General features: G+C 31.4%; 20 protein-coding genes. 19 read left to right on the top strand and 1 reads right to left on the bottom strand.

The window, feature by feature from the left end; genetic code table 11:
* Nucleotides 1-70: 70 nt before the first annotated feature.
* The gene (locus HMPREF2578_RS05430; RefSeq protein WP_017176173.1) at nt 71-1075 is read right to left on the bottom strand and encodes an LLM class flavin-dependent oxidoreductase; all 1005 of its coding nucleotides are present in this window, start codon (nt 1073-1075) and stop codon (nt 71-73) included.
* A gap of 199 nt (nt 1076-1274) precedes the next feature.
* Here HMPREF2578_RS05430 and HMPREF2578_RS05425 point away from each other — a divergent pair, with 199 nt between their 5' ends.
* From HMPREF2578_RS05425 to HMPREF2578_RS05335, 19 genes are all read left to right on the top strand, one after another.
* Nucleotides 1275-2414: a cysteine desulfurase family protein gene (locus HMPREF2578_RS05425; RefSeq protein ID WP_017176174.1), complete on the top strand. Its 1140-nt coding sequence runs from the start codon at nt 1275-1277 to the stop codon at nt 2412-2414.
* A 3-nt stretch (nt 2415-2417) separates the two neighbouring features.
* On the top strand, nt 2418-3530 hold the full coding sequence (gene mnmA / locus HMPREF2578_RS05420) for a tRNA 2-thiouridine(34) synthase MnmA (protein WP_017176175.1): 1113 nt from the start codon (nt 2418-2420) through the stop codon (nt 3528-3530).
* A gap of 86 nt (nt 3531-3616) precedes the next feature.
* The gene (locus HMPREF2578_RS05415; protein ID WP_017176176.1) at nt 3617-4288 is read left to right on the top strand and encodes a tetratricopeptide repeat protein; all 672 of its coding nucleotides are present in this window, start codon (nt 3617-3619) and stop codon (nt 4286-4288) included.
* 1 nt (nt 4289) lies between these two features.
* The gene (locus HMPREF2578_RS05410; RefSeq protein ID WP_017176177.1) at nt 4290-6713 is read left to right on the top strand and encodes an SF1B family DNA helicase RecD2; all 2424 of its coding nucleotides are present in this window, start codon (nt 4290-4292) and stop codon (nt 6711-6713) included.
* Between the two features lie 279 nt (nt 6714-6992).
* On the top strand, nt 6993-9623 hold the full coding sequence (gene alaS, locus HMPREF2578_RS05405; protein WP_070508281.1) for an alanine--tRNA ligase: 2631 nt from the start codon (nt 6993-6995) through the stop codon (nt 9621-9623).
* 64 nt (nt 9624-9687) lie between these two features.
* A complete protein-coding gene (locus HMPREF2578_RS05400; protein ID WP_002448947.1) occupies nt 9688-9948 on the top strand; it encodes an IreB family regulatory phosphoprotein in 261 nt (86 codons plus the stop codon).
* Entirely contained in the window at nt 9949-10377 is a 429-nt protein-coding gene (gene ruvX / locus HMPREF2578_RS05395) for a Holliday junction resolvase RuvX (protein ID WP_017176179.1), read from the top strand.
* Between the two features lie 14 nt (nt 10378-10391).
* Complete coding sequence (locus tag HMPREF2578_RS05390; protein WP_017176180.1) at nt 10392-10706, top strand: DUF1292 domain-containing protein; 315 nt, start codon at nt 10392-10394, stop codon at nt 10704-10706.
* Between the two features lie 260 nt (nt 10707-10966).
* Nucleotides 10967-11602 (top strand): O-methyltransferase, encoded by a 636-nt coding sequence (locus HMPREF2578_RS05385; protein ID WP_017176181.1) that lies wholly within the window; start codon nt 10967-10969, stop codon nt 11600-11602.
* Nucleotides 11603-11604: 2 nt separating this feature from the next.
* Nucleotides 11605-12528 carry a peptidase U32 family protein gene (locus tag HMPREF2578_RS05380; RefSeq protein ID WP_017176182.1) on the top strand — a complete coding sequence of 308 codons (924 nt, stop codon included), beginning with the start codon at nt 11605-11607 and terminating at the stop codon, nt 12526-12528.
* Between the two features lie 13 nt (nt 12529-12541).
* On the top strand, nt 12542-13810 hold the full coding sequence (locus HMPREF2578_RS05375; protein WP_017176183.1) for a peptidase U32 family protein: 1269 nt from the start codon (nt 12542-12544) through the stop codon (nt 13808-13810).
* Complete coding sequence (gene udk / locus HMPREF2578_RS05370) at nt 13810-14433, top strand: uridine kinase (protein WP_017176184.1); 624 nt, start codon at nt 13810-13812, stop codon at nt 14431-14433. The genes HMPREF2578_RS05375 and udk overlap by 1 nt, the downstream gene beginning before the upstream one ends.
* A 57-nt stretch (nt 14434-14490) precedes the next feature.
* Complete coding sequence (gene greA, locus HMPREF2578_RS05365; RefSeq protein ID WP_017176185.1) at nt 14491-14967, top strand: transcription elongation factor GreA; 477 nt, start codon at nt 14491-14493, stop codon at nt 14965-14967.
* Between the two features lie 336 nt (nt 14968-15303).
* Nucleotides 15304-16032, top strand: a complete 729-nt coding sequence (gene pxpB, locus HMPREF2578_RS05360) for a 5-oxoprolinase subunit PxpB (RefSeq protein ID WP_017176186.1) — start codon at nt 15304-15306, stop codon at nt 16030-16032.
* Complete coding sequence (locus tag HMPREF2578_RS05355) at nt 16022-17026, top strand: 5-oxoprolinase subunit C family protein (protein WP_017176187.1); 1005 nt, start codon at nt 16022-16024, stop codon at nt 17024-17026. The genes pxpB and HMPREF2578_RS05355 overlap by 11 nt, the downstream gene beginning before the upstream one ends.
* A gap of 2 nt (nt 17027-17028) precedes the next feature.
* Entirely contained in the window at nt 17029-17469 is a 441-nt protein-coding gene (locus tag HMPREF2578_RS05350; RefSeq protein WP_017176188.1) for an acetyl-CoA carboxylase biotin carboxyl carrier protein, read from the top strand.
* Between the two features lie 14 nt (nt 17470-17483).
* A complete protein-coding gene (locus tag HMPREF2578_RS05345; RefSeq protein WP_017176189.1) occupies nt 17484-18845 on the top strand; it encodes an acetyl-CoA carboxylase biotin carboxylase subunit in 1362 nt (453 codons plus the stop codon).
* Complete coding sequence (gene pxpA, locus HMPREF2578_RS05340) at nt 18845-19597, top strand: 5-oxoprolinase subunit PxpA (protein WP_029376819.1); 753 nt, start codon at nt 18845-18847, stop codon at nt 19595-19597. Before HMPREF2578_RS05345 ends, pxpA begins: the two co-directional genes overlap by 1 nt.
* Before the next feature lie 12 nt (nt 19598-19609).
* The gene (locus HMPREF2578_RS05335; protein WP_017176191.1) at nt 19610-20848 is read left to right on the top strand and encodes an NRAMP family divalent metal transporter; all 1239 of its coding nucleotides are present in this window, start codon (nt 19610-19612) and stop codon (nt 20846-20848) included.
* Nucleotides 20849-20940 lie beyond the last annotated feature (92 nt).

The raw sequence follows: 20940 nt of genomic DNA, 5'->3' as shown, positions 1-20940 counted from the left end.
TCACTCTTTTTTTATGAAAAATTTAAAACCTGTTGACAATTTATTTATATTCAACAGGTTTTAATCAATATTATTTATTTAATTTTTGAATGACTCGTTTAAAACGCTCATATGATTCAAATTGTCTATCTTGGTCATAAATATAGCTTACGACCATTATTTCATCAATATCACCATATTCCTCTAAAAATGCTTCTAATTTAGCTTTCACTGTTTCTTCAGAACCAATAAGAGAATCATCAAATCTTTGTTTTGCCATTTCATACTCTCTAGGTGTTAAAAGACCTTTTAAATCATCAGTTGGTGGTTGAACTGGTTGCATTCTTCCTCGAGCAATACTAATGAATACTTGTGCTAAAGAACTAGCTAAATATTCTGCTTCTTTATCAGTTTCTGTCACTATAGCATTTAAACATACAATCATATATGGTTTATCTAATGCTTCAGATGGTTCAAATAAGTCGTGATAAATTTCAATTGCTTCTTTCATTTGCTGTGGTGCAAAATGACCTGCAAAAACATAGGGTAGACCTTTTCTAGCTGCTAAATGTGCAGAGTCAGTTGATGATCCGAGTATATACAACGGTACATTTTTCTCTACTGCAGGATAAGCCCTTACATAAGCTTGTTTATTTCCTGGACCAAAATAAGTTTGTAATTGTTCTACTTCTTCAGGGAAAGCATACACACCATTATGTTGATCTCGTCTCAATGCACTTGCTGTCATCATATCAGTACCAGGTGCTCTACCTAATCCTAAATCTACACGATTGGGATAAATGGTTTCTAAGGTACCAAATTGCTCAGCAACAACTAAAGGTGCGTGGTTTGGAAGCATGATGCCACCTGAACCAACTTTAATATTATGAGTATGTTCAAGCGTATGTTGTATTAACAATGATGTAGCTGAGCTTACTAAATTAGGTGCATTATGATGTTCTGCAATCCAATAACGCTCATAATCTAATTCATCTAATTTCTGAGCTAAAGTCACCATATCATTAATTGCATCTTTATCAGTTTGACCTTCTCGTATAGGAACTAAATTTAATGCAGAAAATTTTATATCAGACATAGACTATTTCTCCTTTTTATCTTTATTATCTAATAGTTTAACAACTTAAAACGATTACAGTTATTAAATTGCTCATACTTAAAATAATTATTGAAAGAAAAATAGTTAATATATTAATTCATAAACAAGAAGGTAGAAAATTTTAGAATGAGGTGCTATTATAGGAACATTGATAATATTGTGAGGAGTGTACTTAATAATGGAAGTATATGCAGATTATGCTGCAACTACACCAGTCAAACCAGAAGTTATAGAAGCAATGATGGATATATATCAATCGCACTACGGCAATCCATCTTCTATTCATACAGTAGGTAGAGATGCTAGACGTTATTTAGATGAATCTAGAAGAAATGTAGCTCAATTACTAGGTGCTAAACCAAGCGAAGTCATTTTTACTAGTGGTGCTACAGAATCAAATAATACTGCTATTAAAGGTTTAGTCTATGCTAATGAGCATTTAGGTAATCATATTATTACTACAAAAATTGAACATCATTCTGTATTACACGTATTCGAGCAACTAGAAAAAGAAGGATATGAAGTCACATATTTAGATGTAGATGATACAGGTAAAGTTGATTTGGATCAATTGGAAGAAGCCTTAACAGATGATACTATCTTAGTATCTATTATGTTTGTCAATAATGAAGTGGGCACAGTAGAACCTATTTACGATATCGAAAACATTGTTTCTAATTCAAATGCTCTATTACATGTGGATGCAGTCCAAGCAATTAGCCATTTAGATATTAAATTTAGTGAGTTTAATATTGATACCATGAGTATTACTGCTCATAAATTTGGTGGACCTAAAGGTGTAGGTATTTTATTAGTAAAAAACAATACACCAATCGAGTATTCTCAATTAGGCGGGGAACAAGAAACTAAACGCCGTGCTGGAACGGAAAGTGTTCCACAAATAGTTGGAATGACAAAAGCTCTAGAAATAGCTACTAAAAATCGAGATCAAAATAATATTCATTTAATGCAATTAAAAGAACTATTTTTAGTAAGTTTGCAAGAACGTGCAATTCCATTTGAAGTCAATGGTTCAATGGTAGAAACGACTGGCCATATACTTAATTTATATTTTCCATTTATAGATGTAGAAACAATGTTAACTTTATTGGATTTAGCAAATATTTATGTTTCGTCTGGTTCTGCATGTACAGCTGGTTCAACAACTCCGTCACATGTACTTGCTGCTATGTATGAAGATGAAGATCGTGCAAAACATTCAGTTAGATTTAGTTTTAATGAACTCACAACCGAACAAGATATAAAATATATTGTTGCTGAAATTCATAAAATATATCATAAATTTAAGGAGGAATAGAACTTGTCAAATAAAGATATACGTGTTGTAGTTGGTATGTCTGGAGGTGTAGATAGTTCAGTCACAGCATATCTTTTAAAGGAACAAGGATATGATGTCATTGGTATCTTCATGAAAAACTGGGACGACACAGATGAAAATGGTGTATGTACAGCTACAGAAGATTATAATGATGTCATAGCTGTATGTAATCAAATTGGTATACCATATTATGCTGTGAATTTTGAAAAAGAATATTGGGATAAAGTATTCACATATTTCTTAGATGAATATAAAAAAGGTCGTACCCCTAACCCAGACGTCATGTGTAATAAAGAAATTAAATTTAAAGCATTTTTAGAACATGCATTAAAATTAGGAGCCGATTATGTGGCTACTGGTCATTATGCACGAATCCGTCGACATGAAGATGGTCGCGTAGAAATGTTACGTGGGGTAGATGATAATAAGGATCAAACATACTTTTTAAATCAATTATCTCAAGAACAATTATCTAAAGTCATGTTTCCAATTGGAGACATAGAAAAAAAAGAAGTTCGTAAAATCGCTGAAGAACAAGACTTAGCAACAGCTAAGAAAAAAGATTCTACAGGTATTTGCTTTATTGGGGAACGTAATTTTAAATCATTCCTTTCTCAATATTTACCGGCACAATCTGGTGAAATGAGAACACTCAATGGTAAAAAAATGGGCATACACAGTGGTTTAATGTATTATACTATTGGCCAACGTCATGGACTAGGTATTGGTGGAGATGGAGATCCATGGTTTGTTGTTGGTAAAAATCTTGAAGATAATATTTTATATGTCGAGCAAGGCTTCCATCATGATGCATTATATAGTGATTATTTAATTGCTTCCGACGCATCATTTGTTAATCCAGTTGATTTAGAAAATGGATTTGAATGTACTGCTAAATTTAGATATCGTCAAAAAGACACTAAAGTATTTGTTCAAAAAGAAGATGAACAATCTATTCGAGTTACTTTCGACGAACCTGTTCGAGCTATTACACCAGGCCAAGCAGTGGTATTCTATAATGGAGAAGTTTGTTTAGGTGGCGCTACTATAGACGATGTATATAAAACAACAGGTCAACTTAGCTATGTTGTTTAATTTTTAGTAAACCGTTAACTCATTGTAAATGAGAATTAGCGGTTTCTTTTTAATTGCAAATTTATGTTAGAAATGGAGACATGGAAATGATTGAACAAGAAACAATATATCAGTGGATGAATAATGGTAATTATGAAGAAGCCATTAAAGCATTATTTAATAACATTGAAGAGAATCCTAACATTATTGAAAATTATATTAATGCTGGTATTATTTTAGCTGATGTTGGTGAGATTGAGAAAGCAGAAAGATTCTTCCAAAAAGCAATAACATTAGATGACAAAAATGGTGCTGTTTACTATAATTTAGCTAATCTATATTATGAACAATCTCGTTTTCAAGAAGCAATAAAACTTTATCAACGAGCTTTAAAGTATAATATGAATCCCATTGATACTAATTATATGATTGGTATGTCTTTTAGCCAACTAGATGCGCAAAGAGAAGCATTACCGTTTTTTATGACTGCTGCTGAATTAGATCAAACTTTGGACACAGAAGTTCAATTTCAATATGGTTTAACCTTATGTCATTTAGAAATGTTTCAAGAAGCCATTAAGCAATTAAACTATGTTTTATCTATTAATCCTAATCACGTAGATGCATTATATAATTTAGGTCTGGCAACGTATATGGAAACTGAGGATGCTGATGAAGCAATTCAGTATTTTGATAAAGCAATTCAAATTGATCCTAAACATTTATTAAGTCAGCATGCTAAACAAACATTTAAATCTCTAAAAAATGAGGAGGAATAATATGTCAAACCCTACACTATTTGATTACTCAATGGTTAAAGGAACAGTTGATACCATTCTATTTCAAAATAAAGATAACTTTTATACTGTTTTAAAAGTAGATTCCATTGAAACTAATGAATCATTTGATAATCTGCCTACAGTTGTAGGGTTTTTTCCTAATATTGTTGAAGGAGATGTCTATACGTTTAAAGGACAAATTGTTCAACATCCTCGTTATGGTAAACAACTTAAAGCTGAAACATTTGAAAAAGAACTGCCTCAAACTAAAGATGCCATAATAAGTTATTTATCTAGTGATTTATTTAAAGGTATTGGTAAAAAGACTGCTCAGAATATTGTAAATACATTAGGAGAAAATGCAATAAATGATATTTTAACTGATCCTTCTGTTCTCGAAAACGTTCCTAGTTTAGCAAAATCGAAACAAAAACAGATTGCAGAACAAATTAGTGCAAATCAAGAGTCAGAAAAAATAATGATTCGCTTACATGACTTAGGTTTTGGTCCAAAATTATCCATGGCGATTTATCAATTTTATCAATCAGAGACTTTAAAAATTCTAGAAAACAATCCATACCAATTAGTTTATGATGTAAAAGGTATTGGTTTTCAAAAAGCTGATACATTAGCTAGAAATAATGGTATTGCTTATAACGATTCAGAACGTTTAAAAGCTGGGTTATTATATTCTCTTGAAGAAGAATGTATAAAACAGGGACATACTTATTTAGATGAAAATGCTGTATTAGAAATTACAGAAGATATGCTTTCAGATAAGCATTTAGATGAAACAATTGAACAAGAACAATTAAAACATGTGCTACAAACACTTTTTGAAGAAAAGAAAATTATTTTAGAGAATAGTCATGTTGCGATTCCAAGTTTATACTATTCAGAACTTAAAAGTGTTCAAAATTTGTATCGTATCAACACATACAAAAATCACTTTAAAATAATAGAGCAATCAGATTTACAGATACATATTGGTGAAATAGAAGATCAAAATAATGTTAATTATGCTAAATCACAACAAGAAGCACTTGAAACGGCGATGAATTCGAAAATAATGTTACTAACTGGAGGTCCAGGAACAGGTAAAACAACTGTTATTAAAGGGATTGTAGAATTGTATGCTGAAATTCATGGTCTATCTCTTAAGTATTCCGATTATCAAGAAGATGATTATCCAATCGTATTAGCCGCCCCAACTGGAAGGGCATCAAAACGTTTACAAGAATCAACTGGATTAGAAGCAATGACGATTCATCGATTAATAGGATGGAATCAAGATACTCAACCAGAAGATATTCTTGAAAATGAAATTAAAGCTAAGCTCATTATAATTGATGAAATGTCAATGGTTGATTCTTGGTTGTTCCATCAATTTTTAAGTGCCGTTCCACTAGATGCACAAATTATTTTAGTAGGCGATGAAGATCAATTGCCGTCTGTCGGTCCTGGCCAAGTATTTAAGGATTTAATTGAGTCTAAAGCATTTCCAAGAGTTAATTTAACTGAAGTTTATCGCCAACAAGATGGTTCTAGTATTATTGACTTAGCTCATCGCATGAAACATCATGAGTCAATAGATATTACAAAACGTTATCACGATAGAAGTTTTATTCATTGCAATGTAGAACAAATTCCAACCGTAGTGGAGAAAGTAGTATCTAGCGCTGTAAATAAAGGATATGATATGAGTGATATTCAAGTTTTAGCACCTATGTACAAAGGAAGTGCAGGGATAAAAAGACTTAATCAAGTATTACAAAATATTTTAAATCCTAAAGAAAAAGATACAAGAGAAATAGAGTTTGGCGATATAAAGTTTAGAAAAGGAGACAAAGTTTTACAACTAGTTAATCGACCAAATGACAATATTTTTAATGGTGATATTGGCGTCATAGTAGGTATATTTTGGGCTAAAGAAAATGCACTTAATAAAGATGTACTGATTGTCGATTTTGAAGGAAATGAAATTACATTTACTAGACAAGATTTATTAGAACTTACACATGCTTATTGTACCTCAATCCATAAATCACAAGGATCAGAATTCCCAATTGTTATTATGCCTATTGTCAAACAATATTTTAAAATGTTGCAAAGACCTATTTTATATACAGGTCTGACACGTGCAAAACAATCTTTAGTACTATTAGGAGATCCAAAAGCATTTGACATTGCCTTAAATACTCAAGGTCAAGAAAGACATACACAATTAAAAACACTAATTATAAATTATTTTGGTATGAGTCAGGTTAATATAGACGTAGAAGAGAATGATGAACCGATAAATATAGATGATACAGAGGATAATAATGCAGATGAACACATTACTTTAAGTGAAGAAACAATTTATCAAATTAATCCAATGATTAATATGGGAAATGTTTCACCTTACGACTTTGTTGAACATTGACAATTTAAATAAAAATACTTAAAATAAATTTGAATTCGCATAAAGATGAGTAAACTTTTTAACTTAAGTAGAGATGTACTGGTTGGTGAAAAGTACAAGTTAATCTGTTGAACGCTACTTTGTGTTAACGTTAATATGATAATTAAGTGATGAGAAATTAAATATATTTGAAAAATATTTATTTCTTGTAACTAGGGTGGTACCGCGAAAACGTTCGTCCCTTTGTTGGATGAACGTTTTTTTATTTATAAATGTATTAATTATATTAGGAGTGAAAAAATGAAAAAACTTAAAGCAAGTGATATACGTCAAAAATATATTGATTTCTTTGTTGAAAAAGGTCATATGGTAGAACCATCTGCACCACTTGTGCCTATTGACGATGATTCGTTACTTTGGATAAACTCTGGTGTTGCAACTTTAAAAAAATACTTTGATGGACGAGAAACACCTAAAAAGCCTAGAATAGTGAACTCTCAAAAAGCAATCAGAACAAATGATATTGAAAACGTAGGTTTTACTGCGCGTCATCATACTTTCTTTGAAATGCTTGGAAACTTCTCAATTGGTGATTATTTTAAAAAAGAAGCAATTGAATTTGCTTGGGAATTTTTAACTAGTGACAAATGGATGGGGATGGAACCAGAGAAGCTATATGTAACGATTCATCCAGAAGATGTTGAAGCCTATCGTTTATGGCATGAAGATATTGGCTTAGAAGAAAGTCATATTATTAGAATTGAAGGGAATTTCTGGGATATTGGAGAAGGACCATCAGGACCTAATACCGAAATTTTCTATGATCGTGGTGAAGCATATGGTCAAAATGATCCAGCAGAAGAAATGTATCCTGGCGGTGAAAATGAGAGATATTTAGAAGTATGGAACTTAGTATTTAGTGAATATAACCATAATAAGGATCATACTTATACACCACTTCCAAATAAAAATATTGATACCGGCATGGGATTAGAACGTATGACGTCTATTTCCCAAAATGTTCGTACCAATTATGAAACAGATTTATTTATGCCAATTATTGAAGAAGTAGAGCATATATCAGGAAAAAAATATCTTGAAAATAACGAACAAGATGTAGCATTTAAAGTCATCGCCGATCATATCAGAACAATCTCATTCGCAATCTCTGATGGTGCTTTACCTGCAAATGAAGGGCGCGGTTATGTTTTACGTCGTCTCTTACGTCGTGCTGTACGTTTTAGTCAAACGCTTGGCATTAATGAGCCATTTATGTATAAATTGGTTGATATCGTTGCTGACATTATGGAGCCATATTATCCAAATGTAAAAGAAAAATCGGATTTTATTAAACGTGTTATTAAATCTGAAGAAGAACGTTTCCATGAAACACTTCAAGAGGGTGTATCTATATTAAATCAACTCATTACGCAAGCAAAAGAATCTACACATCAGATTAATGGTTCAGATGCGTTTAAATTATATGATACGTATGGATTCCCAATTGAGTTAACTGAAGAACTAGCAAGTCAAGAAGGTATTACAGTCGACATGGCAACATTTGAAACTGAAATGGAACAACAACGTACTAGAGCGAGAGAAGCTAGACAAAGTTCACAATCTATGCAAGTTCAAAGTGATGTTTTAAAAAATATTAATACTAAAAGTCAATTTGTTGGATATGAAACAACAGAATATCAAACAATTTTAACAGATTTAATTTATAATGGTAAAACTGTTACATCTGCTGAGGCTGGAGAAACAGTTTACTTTATCTTAAAAGAAACACCATTTTATGCAGTAAGTGGTGGACAAGTTGCAGATAAAGGAACAGTAGGAAATGATCATTTCGAAATAGCCGTTCAAGAAGTTACAAAGGCACCAAATGGACAAAATTTACATCAAGGTACAGTTCAATTTGGACAAGTAAGTGTAAATAGTCATGTAGATGCAACTGTAAATAAAGAAGAACGTAAAGATATACAAAAAAATCATAGTGCCACTCACTTACTACATGCTGCATTAAAAGAGATTTTAGGTGAACATGTTAACCAAGCAGGTTCACTCGTTGAAAGTGAACGATTAAGATTTGACTTTTCTCACTTTGGTCCAATGACAGAAGAAGAGATTGATCAAGTTGAAAGAAGAGTAAATGAAGAAATTTGGAAAGGAATTTCAGTTCATATTCAAGAAATGCCTATTCAAGAAGCTAAAGAAATGGGTGCTATGGCTCTATTTGGTGAAAAATATGGTTATATTGTAAGAGTAGTCAATATGGCTCCATTTTCAATTGAATTATGTGGTGGTATTCATGTAGATAATACGGCTGAAATAGGGTTGTTTAAAATTGTAAGCGAATCAGGTACAGGCGCAGGTGTTAGACGTATTGAGGCACTTACCGGTAAAGCTGCATTCTTATATTTTGAAGATATTCAGAATAAATTTAATTCTGTCAAAGAACAACTTAAAGTAAAATCAGATAAACAAGTTTATGATAAAGTTGTTCAAATTCAAGAAAATGAAAAACAATTGAATAAGCAATTAGAGCAACGTAATAAGGAAATTACTTCACTTAAAATGGGTAATATAGAGGATCAAGTAGAAATGATTAATGGATTTAAAGTATTAGCTACAGAGGTAGAAGTATCTAATCCAAAAGAAATCCGTCAAACAATGGATGATTTTAAATCAAAACAACAAGATACAATTATTATTTTAGCAAGTCATGTTGGTGAAAAAGTTTCGTTAATTGCCGCTGTACCTAAAGAGCTTACAAGTCAGGTTAAAGCCGGAGATATCATTAAAAACATGGCTCCAATTGTAGGAGGAAAAGGTGGCGGTCGTCCAGATATGGCACAAGGTGGCGGCACACAACCTGAAAACATCTCAGAATCATTACGCTTTATTAAAGATTATATTAAAAACCTATAACTTTTTAATCAACTGGTGTAAAATTAATATGTAAGTTAATACATGTCAGAGGAGTGTCGCATCTATGGAAAATATTGATAAAACTATGAAATTCGATTATGATGAAATTCCAAAAGAAAATGTCCAAACAGTTTTAAAAAACGTACATCAAACTCTAGAAGAACGAGGCTACAATGCTGTAAATCAAATTGTTGGTTATTTACTTTCAGGAGACCCTGCATACATTCCACGTCAAAATGATGCACGTAATCAAATACGACATATTGATAGAGATGTAATTATGGAAGAACTCGTTTCAAACTACTTAAAAGAGAATAATAAATAAATGTTAAGTCATAAAATTTTAGGATTAGATGTAGGTAGTAGAACTGTAGGTATCGCAATTAGTGATTTGATGGGCTGGACTGCTCAAGGACTAGACACTCTAAGAATAAATGAAGAAAATGAAGAATTTGGTATTGATAGACTGGTTTCAATCATAAAAGACAATAATGTTGGTTCAGTAGTCATAGGATTACCGAAAAACATGAATAATTCTATTGGTTTTCGTGGAGAAGCATCTCTTAAATACAAAGAATTGCTTCAAGAGGCTTTACCAAATATTGAAATTATTATGTGGGATGAACGTTTAAGTACCATGGCTGCTGAGCGCTCATTATTAGAAGCTGATGTCTCAAGACAAAAAAGAAAAAAAGTAATTGATAAAATGGCAGCAGTTTTCATACTGCAAGGCTATTTAGATTCAATTCAATAAAGGAGAATATCATTATGACTGAACATAATCACAATCATAATACAGAATTAAATATTAGTAATGAAGAAGAATTATTAACGTTATTCGATGAAAATGGAAATGAAGTTTTATATCGAAAAATGCTAGAATTTTATCATCCAGAATTTAAAAAAGAGTATGTTATTTTAGCTGAAGAAGGTGCTCAATCTGATGATGATGACATGATTGAGCTCATTCCAATGATTAATGAACCAGATGAATCTGGTGATGGTGGTAAACTTGTTCCTATCGAAACAGATGAAGAATGGGATATGATTGAAGAAGTTGTAAATACAAATATGGAAGAATAAACAGTCTTTTGTTAATAATAAATCTCTAATCAATGTACTTTGGTTAGAGATTTTTAATATTTCAGACTTAAATTTAATTTAGAATTATGATAAAATATTTAAAGTTAAATTACTATAAGCATAAATTTTTAAATATACAGTCAGTTACTATATTTATACATTAAAATATAAAGTAGGTTTATTATTTTATTTTAAATAATGTAATATTAGTTGACTGATTTATTTTTATGCCTATTGATATTAAAAGGGAAGTTATAGAAGTGGAATCAAATCAATCCTATTTATTAAATCTTCATGAACAGTTAGATAATAATATTGAAGAGCTAAGATTTTATGCAGAAGAACATGCTGTTCCTATAGTAGATAAATTAACTTTAGACATGATAAAACAATTAATTAGAATTCATCATTCGAAAAATATTTTGGAAATTGGAACTGCTATTGGATATAGTTCGATGCAATTTGCTTCTGTTTCACCAGATATTTCTATTACTACTATTGAACGTAATGAGAATATGATAAAACAAGCAAAACTTAATTTTAAAAAATTTGAATACGAAAATCAAATTCGCCTTATAGAGGGCGATGCGCTATCACAGTACGATAAAGTGAGCAATCATTTATATGATATGATATTTATCGATGCAGCTAAAGCGCAATCTCAAAAATTTTTTGAATACTATACACCGTTATTAAAAAAAGGTGGCTTAGTTATTACTGATAACGTTTTGTATCATGGATTTGTATCTGATATAGATATTGTACGATCAAGAAACGTTAAGCAAATGGTAAAAAAGGTACAAAAATATAATACTTGGCTTATGAAACAAAAGAACTATAAAACAAATTTTTTAAATATGGATGATGGTTTAGCCATATCTATTAAAGGAGAATGAATATGACTGAATTACTTGTCACTCCAAAATCTTTAAATCATATGAAAACATTGATAGAACTCGGTGCTGATGCATTTGTGATTGGAGAACAAAAATTTGGATTGCGATTACCTGGAGAATTTAATCGTGAAGATGTTAGAAAAGCAGTTAATTTAGCACACGAACATGATAAAAAAGTATATGTGGCAGTTAATGGTATTTTTCATAATTATCATTTAAATGCCTTAGAAAACTATATTGAATTTTTACATGAAATAAGAGTGGATAGAATAATTTTTGGTGATCCTGCTGTCGTGATGTATGTTAAAAAACAAGATAATCCGATACCATTAAATTGGGATGCAGAAACAATTGTTACGAATTATTTCCAATGTAATTATTGGGGTGGAAAAGGCGCTAAAAGAGCTGTATTAGCACGTGAATTAAATCTAGATGAAATTTTAAATATCAAAAAACATGCAAATGTTGAAATTGAAGTTCAGGTTCACGGTATGACTTGTATGTTCCAATCTAAACGTATGTTATTGGGTAATTATTACACTTTTCAAGATAGACAAATGAAAATCCAACGTAGTGAAAATGATCAAGATTTATTATTGTACGATGAAGAAAGAGAAAATAAATATCCTGTTTTTGAAGATTACAATGGTACTCATATTATGTCTCCTAATGATATCTGTTTAATTGAAGAATTAGAGCCATTCTTTGAAGCAAATATCGATTCATTTAAAATTGATGGTATCTTACAAAGTGAAGCATACATTAATACTGTTACAGCACAATATAGAGAAGCCATTGACTTATATCATGAAGATCCAGAAGCTTATGAAGATGAAAAATTTATGTTAATTGATCCAATAGAAGAAATTCAACCTGAACATCGTCCGTTTGATGAAGGGTTCTTATATAAACAAACAGTATATTAAGGGAGGCGCCAGTATGAAGACGTTAAATGAAATTGAAGTAAATGCTAAAAGAAAAATAAAAAAACCTGAATTATTAGCGCCTGCTGGAAACTTAGAGAAGTTAAAGATTGCGGTTCACTATGGTGCTGATGCAGTATTTTTAGGTGGACAAGAATACGGGTTACGTTCTAACGCTGATAACTTTACAATGGAAGAAATTAAAGAAGGCGTTGAATTTGCAAACCGTTATGGTGCAAAAATTTATGTTACGACTAATATTATCGCTCATGATGAAAATATAGACGGTTTAGAAGATTATTTACGTCAATTAGAAGCTACAGGTGCAACAGGAATTATTGTAGCTGATCCACTTATTATTGAAACATGTAAGAAAGTAGCTCCTAAATTAGAAATTCATCTTTCAACACAACAATCTCTTTCTAATTACAAAGCTGTGGAATACTGGAAAGAAGAAGGACTTGATCGAGTAGTATTAGCTCGTGAAACAGGCGCTATGGAAATGAAAGAGATGAAAGACAATGTTGATATCGAAATAGAAGCCTTTATTCACGGTGCAATGTGCATTGCTTATTCAGGTAGATGTACTTTAAGTAATCACATGACAGCACGAGACTCTAACAGAGGTGGTTGTTGCCAAAGTTGTCGTTGGGATTATGATTTACTAGCTGTTGATGAAGAGGGAGAATTAGATTTATTTTATCAAGATGGCGACGTTGTGCCTTTTGCTATGAGTCCAAAAGATTTAAAATTAATTGAGTCTATTCCTCAAATGATGGATATTGGTATAGATTCTTTAAAAATTGAAGGACGAATGAAATCTATTCATTATATTGCTACGGTAGTATCAGTTTATCGTAAGGTTATTGATGCATATGCGGAAGATCCAGATAATTTTAAAATTAAACCAGAGTGGTTAATTGAATTAGACAAATGTGCTAATCGAGATACAGCACCTGCTTTCTTTGAAGGAACGCCTGGGTATGAAGAGCAAATGTTTGGTGTTCAACAAAATAAAAAGTCACCATATGATTTTTGTGGATTAGTTTTAGATTATGACGAAGCAACTCATATTGCTACAATACAACAAAGAAATCACTTTAAACCAGGCCAAGAAATTGAATTTTTTGGACCTGAAATTGAATCATTTAAACAGGTTATTGATGTCATTTATGATGAAGAAGGAAACCACCTTGATGCAGCACGTCATCCTCTTCAAATTGTTCAAATTAAAGTGGATCATCCTATTTATCCTAATAATATGATGAGAAAGGAAATTGGCTAATGACACAGACAACAATCATCGGAATCGCTGGCGGTTCAGGATCAGGAAAGACAACTGTTACAAATGAAATAATGAAAAATTTAGAAGGCCATAGTGTTGCTTTACTTGCTCAAGATTATTATTATAAAGATCAATCGCACTTAACATTTGAAGAACGTCTTGAAACTAACTATGATCATCCTTTTGCATTTGATAATGATTTACTGATTAGTAATTTAAAGGATTTACGTAACGGTCAAGCGGTGGAAGTTCCAACATATGATTATAAAAATCATACTAGAAGTGATGAAACAATTGCATTTGAACCTAAAGATGTTATTATCGTAGAGGGTATATTTGCTTTGGAAAATAAAACATTACGTGATATGATGGATGTTAAAATATACGTTGATACTGATGCTGATTTACGTATTTTAAGAAGACTTGTACGTGATACAAAAGAGCGAGGGCGCTCAATGGAATCAGTTATTAACCAATATTTAAATGTTGTCAGACCTATGCATAATCAATTTATAGAACCAACAAAAAAATATGCTGATATTATTATTCCAGAAGGTGGAAGTAATAAGGTAGCAATTGATATAATGACAACAAAAATACAAACGCTTGTTGGTAAGCATTAACGAATAGTATGTATTTTTTCAGAATTAAATTAACTTGTTGAAAAGGAAGATGAACTTATGGAAAATCAAAAACAATATCCAATGACACAGGAAGGTTATGAAAAATTAGAACAAGAATTAGAAGAACTTAAAACAGTTAAACGTCCTGAAGTAGTAGAAAAAATCAAAGTTGCTAGATCTTTTGGTGACTTATCTGAGAACTCAGAATACGATGCTGCTAAAGATGAACAAGGTTTTATTGAGCAAGATATTCAACGTATTGAACACATGCTTAGATATGCTTTGATTATTGAAGACAACGGTGATAACAATGTTATTCAAATTGGTAAAACTGTTACGTTTGTCGAATTACCTGGCGATGAAGAAGAAAGCTATCAAATTGTTGGATCTGCAGAAGCAGATGCGTTTAAAGGAAAAATTTCGAATGAATCTCCAATGGCGAAAGCACTTATTGGTAAAAGTTTAAATGATGAAGTTCGTGTTCCACTTCCAAATGGTGGAGAAATGAAAGTTAAAATCGTTGATATTAAGTAACAAAAAATCCAAAAATCATTTTGATTTTTGGATTTTTTTATAGTTAAATATTTATAATTATTTAACTAGTAATTAGATATAAGCAAGTACATTCATTTAATTTTTAGAACTTTTACATGACAAAAATATAAATATATGCTTAAATAACAATGTAGATAAATTATATAGTTATCTTGTACTGAAAGGGAGTAAGCGATTACATTAATGCATTACTTACCTTCTTTTATTATTGTCTATTTGAAAGACATATTAAACTACTATGAATACGTGGATATTTTATATTACTAATATATAAAATGAAATACGTTATTTATAATCGAAGGAGGACCATCATCTTTGGAAATAAAGATTATTAATGAACAATCAATTGCGCTTTATTTTAAAGAAGAAATATCTGAAAGTAATTACAGAGATGTTGAATCCGTTACTAAACATATACACGCTAAAAGAATAGATGGTATCAAAGATGTGATACCGTCATATAGAGCAATTATGATAAATTTTGATAATATAAAGCTTAATTTTAAGCAATTAATAGATATATTAGATTTAAAACAGTTAAATGGTGAACATGCTAAAGATATTTCAGATAAAACGATCATACATATTCCAGTATTATATAATTCAGAAGTCGGACCTGATTTACCATATGTAGCTAAACATAACAAACTAACTACTGATGAAGTCATTCAAATCCATACTCAAAATGAATATCTCGTTTACATGTTAGGTTTTATGCCTGGTTTTCCATTTTTAGGTGGATTGGATTCTCGTTTACATACTCCACGTCGAGATGAACCTAGAGTCAAAATTGACGCAGGTTCAGTAGGAATAGCAAATAATCAAACGGGTTTATATCCTTCTGATTCACCAGGTGGTTGGCAAATTATTGGAAGAACACCATTAAAAGTATTTGATATCAACGACGATGAAATGTCTTTATATCAAGCGGGGGATTATATTAAGTTTTATTCTATTGATGAAAATACATTTAACGACATCCAAAGTGAAATAGCAGAAAATCGATTTAATAAAGAAAAGTGGGTGTTAAATCATGTCGATTAGTATTATTCAACCTGGTATGTTTACAACTGTTCAAGATGAAGGAAGATTTGGTTTTCAACACCTAGGTTTTTCAAGTGCTGGTGCTATGGATTTATATAGTTATTTAATTGGTAAGACTTTAATTGGTAATAATGGACCGAGCCTTGAATATACTATTATCGGTCCAACACTTCAATTTAATAAAGATAATACATTTATTTTGACAGGAGCACATGTAAACGCAAAATTAAATGAAGAGACAGTTGATATTAATACTGTAATTTATGCATGCAAAGGCGATATTTTGAAAGTTGGAGCAGTGACTGCAGGCGCTCGTGGTTATATTTTCTTTGGACATCCTTTAGATATTCAACCAATAGCAGAAAGTTATTCGACACATACTAGAAGTAAAATTGGTGGTTACAAAGGGAGACCATTATCAAAAGGAGATTTGATATACTTAAAAGAAAATCCATCTTTCAAACAAAATTTGGGTAAAACAACAGTTTATAATGCTATTCCCGAAGATAATATAATACATATTATTACCGGTCCACAAATTGAAGCATTTTCAAAGGAAAGTATAAATAAGCTCGTTAATATGGAATATAAAGTTTCTGAAAAATCTGATAGAATGGGGTATCGTCTTAATGGTGAGCATATCCCTCCTAAAACTGGGGCAGATATTATTTCAGAACCTGTTGCTTTAGGAAGTATTCAAGTCCCAAATGATGGTAATCCTATTATCTTATTAAATGATAAACAAACTATAGGTGGCTATACGAAAATCGCTACAGTCACTCAACTGGATTTAAATAAAATTGCTCAATTTAAGCCAGGGGATTTAATTCGATTTAAGTGGTCAACGATTGAAGAAGCTACAAAGGTTCAGGAACAATATCTAAATCACTTTAATCATTTAAATGCTGAAATTAACACGTCACCAACCTTTAATATGGGTGAAATGAGACCGACAGCAAAGAAATTGACTAAAATCATTACAGAGGAGAGATAGTTATGGATATAAAAAAAATAGAAGAAGTCATTAAACTTGTAAAATCAAATGATGTAAAAAAATTTAAATATAAAGATAATAAAAACGAAATCGAATTAGATTTTACTGAACAAAGTAACAATCAAAATAATAGTACTCCAGTAATACAATCTGAAGGGAATTCTCAAGACAAAAGTATTTCAGAAAATAACCCTTTAAATGATTCAGCAAAAACAATTACTTCTCCTATGGTAGGAACATTCTTCTTACAAGATAGTAAGGAATTAACGGATCCTATAATTCAAGTAGGTGACAACATTAAATCTGGTGATGTTATCGGATATGTTGAAGCAATGAAAGTAATGAATGAAGTGACTAGTGATATAGATGGTGAGATTACCGACATTGTGGTTGAACATGGTACAAACGTTGAATACGATCAAGTTCTAGTTAAAGTAAAATAAAGGGGGGCAGAAATATGTATCGTTGTTTAGTAGCAAATAGAGGAGAAATTGCGGTACGTATCATTCGAGCGTGTCGAGAAATGGGAATAGAAACTGTCGCAGTATACGCTAAAGGTGATGAAAAAAGTCTTCATGTAAGTTTAGCTGATCAAGCAGTTTGCATTGGAGAAGCAAATCCTTTAGATAGTTATTTAAATATAGAGCGTATTATTGGTGCAGCTGAAATCACAGGTTCTAATGCTATTCATCCTGGATACGGCTTTCTATCGGAGAGTACAACATTTGCCCAAAAAGTTGAAGAAAATGATATTCATTTTATTGGCCCTAACAAAAAAACAATGGAAATGATGGGTGATAAAATAACTGCTCGTCAAACTGTTCATTCAGCAGGAGTGCCAGTTATTCCTGGCTCAACAGATGCAGTAAATTCTGTAGAAGAAATTAAAGAATTAGCAAAAGACATAGGATATCCTTTAGTATTAAAAGCCGCAAGCGGTGGTGGCGGTAAAGGTATTCGAATTGTTAAAGAAGAAAATCAACTTGAAAAATCATTAAAAGAAGCTAAAAGTGAAGGTCAAAAATATTTTAATGATGATCGTGTGTATGTGGAAGCATTTATTCCTGTTGCAAAACACGTAGAGGTTCAAGTGATTGGTGACGGAAAAGAAAATTATGTTCATTTAGGTGAACGAGATTGTTCAGTCCAAAGAAAAAATCAAAAATTAATAGAAGAAGCACCATGTGCAGCATTATCTGAAGAACGACGTGAAAAAATATGTAATGATGCTGTCAAAGTTGCAAAAGCCTCTAATTATCGTAGTGCTGGTACTATTGAATTTTTAGTTACTGAAGATGCACATTACTTTATTGAAATGAACGCAAGAATACAAGTAGAACATACTGTTACTGAAATGCGTGCAGATAGAGATTTATTACAAGCACAATTATATTTGTTATTACATAATAAATTACCGTTTAGTCAAGAAGATATTGTATTCAATGGTCATGTAATAGAGGCACGTATCAACGCTGAAAATCCAGAAAAGAAATTCCAACCTACTCCAGGTAAAGTTAAACGTCTACACTTACCTCAAGGTTTTAATATTAGAGTAGATTCGTTATTATATGCTGGTTATCAAGTATCTCCTTACTATGATTCACTAGTTGCAAAAGTTATCGTAAAAGACTCTAATAGAACTTCTGCGATTAACAAATTAAAAGTGGCACTTGATGAAATGGTAATTGATGGTTTCACTACTACGGCTGATTTTCTATATGCAGTATTAAGTTACCCACCATATGCAAAAGGAAATGCAGAAGAAGTTGATATTAAATTCCTTGAAAAACATCAAATAGTTAAAGGAGTGAAATTATGATGAAAGTTGATTTAAACTGTGATCTAGGTGAAGCATTTGGTAACTATTCATTTGGAGGTGATAAAGATATCATTCCTTTAATTACATCTGCTAATATAGCCTGTGGTTTTCATGCGGGTGATGAAAATGTAATGAATCAAACAGTAAACTTAGCTAAAGAAAATCATGTGAGTATTGGCGCTCATCCCGGATTTCCAGATTTAAAAGGGTTTGGTCGTCGAAAGATGGATATTAGTCCTACCGAAGTATATAACCTAATAGTTTATCAGTTAGGTGCTTTAGAAGGATTTTGTAAAGTACACCAAACACGAATAAATCATGTTAAACCACACGGTGCACTGTATAATATGGGTGCTAAAAATAAAGCAATTGCAAAAGCAATTGCAAAAGCAGTATACGATTTTGATTCTACTATAGTGCTTGTAGGTTTATCTAATTCATTATTAATATCTGAAGCTCAAGCAATCGGATTGAAAACAGCTTCTGAAGTATTTGCTGATAGACGTTACGAAGATAATGGTCAATTAGTTAGTCGTAAAGAACCAGACGCAGTCATTACTGATTCTGACGAAGCATTAAAACAAGTTTTGAAAATGGTAACTGAAAACAAAGTGATAAGTCGCAATGGAAAAGAAATTGATTTGGAAACAGATACAATATGTGTTCACGGTGATGGTAAACATGCACTAGAATTTGTTGAACAAATAAGAAAAAAATTAACGAAAGAAGGCATTGATATTCAATCCTTATAAGGGGGTTTTCTAATGAAAGAAAATTTAAATCAAAAACAAGATAAAGACAATTTTAAATTTACAAAAAGTCATAGACGCTTACTTTATGGATCTGTATTTTTAATGGCTACATCAGCGATCGGTCCTGCATTTCTAACTCAAACTGCTGTGTTTACGGCAGAATTTTATGCAAGTTTCGCTTTTGCAATCTTAATATCTATATTAATTGATATTGGAGCTCAAATTAATATTTGGCGCGTATTAGTTGTAACAGGTTTACGTGGTCAAGAAGTATCAAATAAAGTGTTACCTGGATTAGGAACTTTAATTTCAATATTGATTGCTTTTGGAGGACTTGCTTTTAATATCGGGAACATAGCTGGTGCAGGTTTAGGATTGAATGCAATGTTTGGACTTGATGTTAAATGGGGAGCAGCTATTACAGCCATTTTTGCAATTTTAATATTTGTAAGTAAAAGTGGTCAAAAAATTATGGATATTGTTTCAATGATTTTAGGAGTAATAATGATATTAGTAGTAGCTTATGTCATGGTTGTATCTAACCCACCCTATGGTGATGCACTTGTTCATACAGTTGCACCAGAACATCCTATTAAATTAATTTTACCAATCATTACTTTAGTTGGAGGAACAGTAGGTGGATACATCACATTTGCTGGTGCACATAGAATACTTGATTCTGGAATGAAAGGTAAAGAGTTTTTACCATTTGTGAATCGTTCAGCTATTGCAGGTATCTTAACTACAGGTATTATGAGAACATTATTATTCTTAGCAGTACTTGGAGTTGTAGTGACAGGTGTCACTTTAAATGCAGATAATCCGCCAGCATCAGTATTTGAACATGCTATTGGACCAATAGGAAAAAATATTTTTGGAGTTGTTATTTTCGCAGCCGCAATGTCATCAGTGATTGGTTCAGCATATACAAGTGCAACTTTCTTAAAAACATTACACAAATCATTATTTAATAAAAATAATTTGATTGTCATTGTCTTCATCGTGATTTCAACAATAATTTTCTTATTAATTGGAAAACCAATTAGTTTATTGATTATTGCAGGAGCAATAAATGGATGGATTTTACCGATTACTTTGGGTGCAATATTGATAGCGAGTAGAAAAAAATCAATTGTTGGAGATTATAAACATCCAATATGGATGTTAGTATTTGGCATTGTAGCAGTTATTGTTACAATTATAACAGGTGTATTGTCTCTACAAGATTTAGCTACTTTATGGAAAGGTTAACCATAAATAAATATGTAATTTAAAATTTAACTGTCGACAGTGTTTAACTGTATCGACAGTTTTTTTATTAAATATTTTTCAAGATGATTTAA

The sequence above is a fragment of the Staphylococcus sp. HMSC072H03 genome, assembly GCF_001809305.1.
GTDB classification, from domain to species: domain Bacteria; phylum Bacillota; class Bacilli; order Staphylococcales; family Staphylococcaceae; genus Staphylococcus; species Staphylococcus hominis.
Note: the sequence above shows the minus strand (reverse complement) of the source record. Positions and strands in the feature narration are given on the sequence as shown.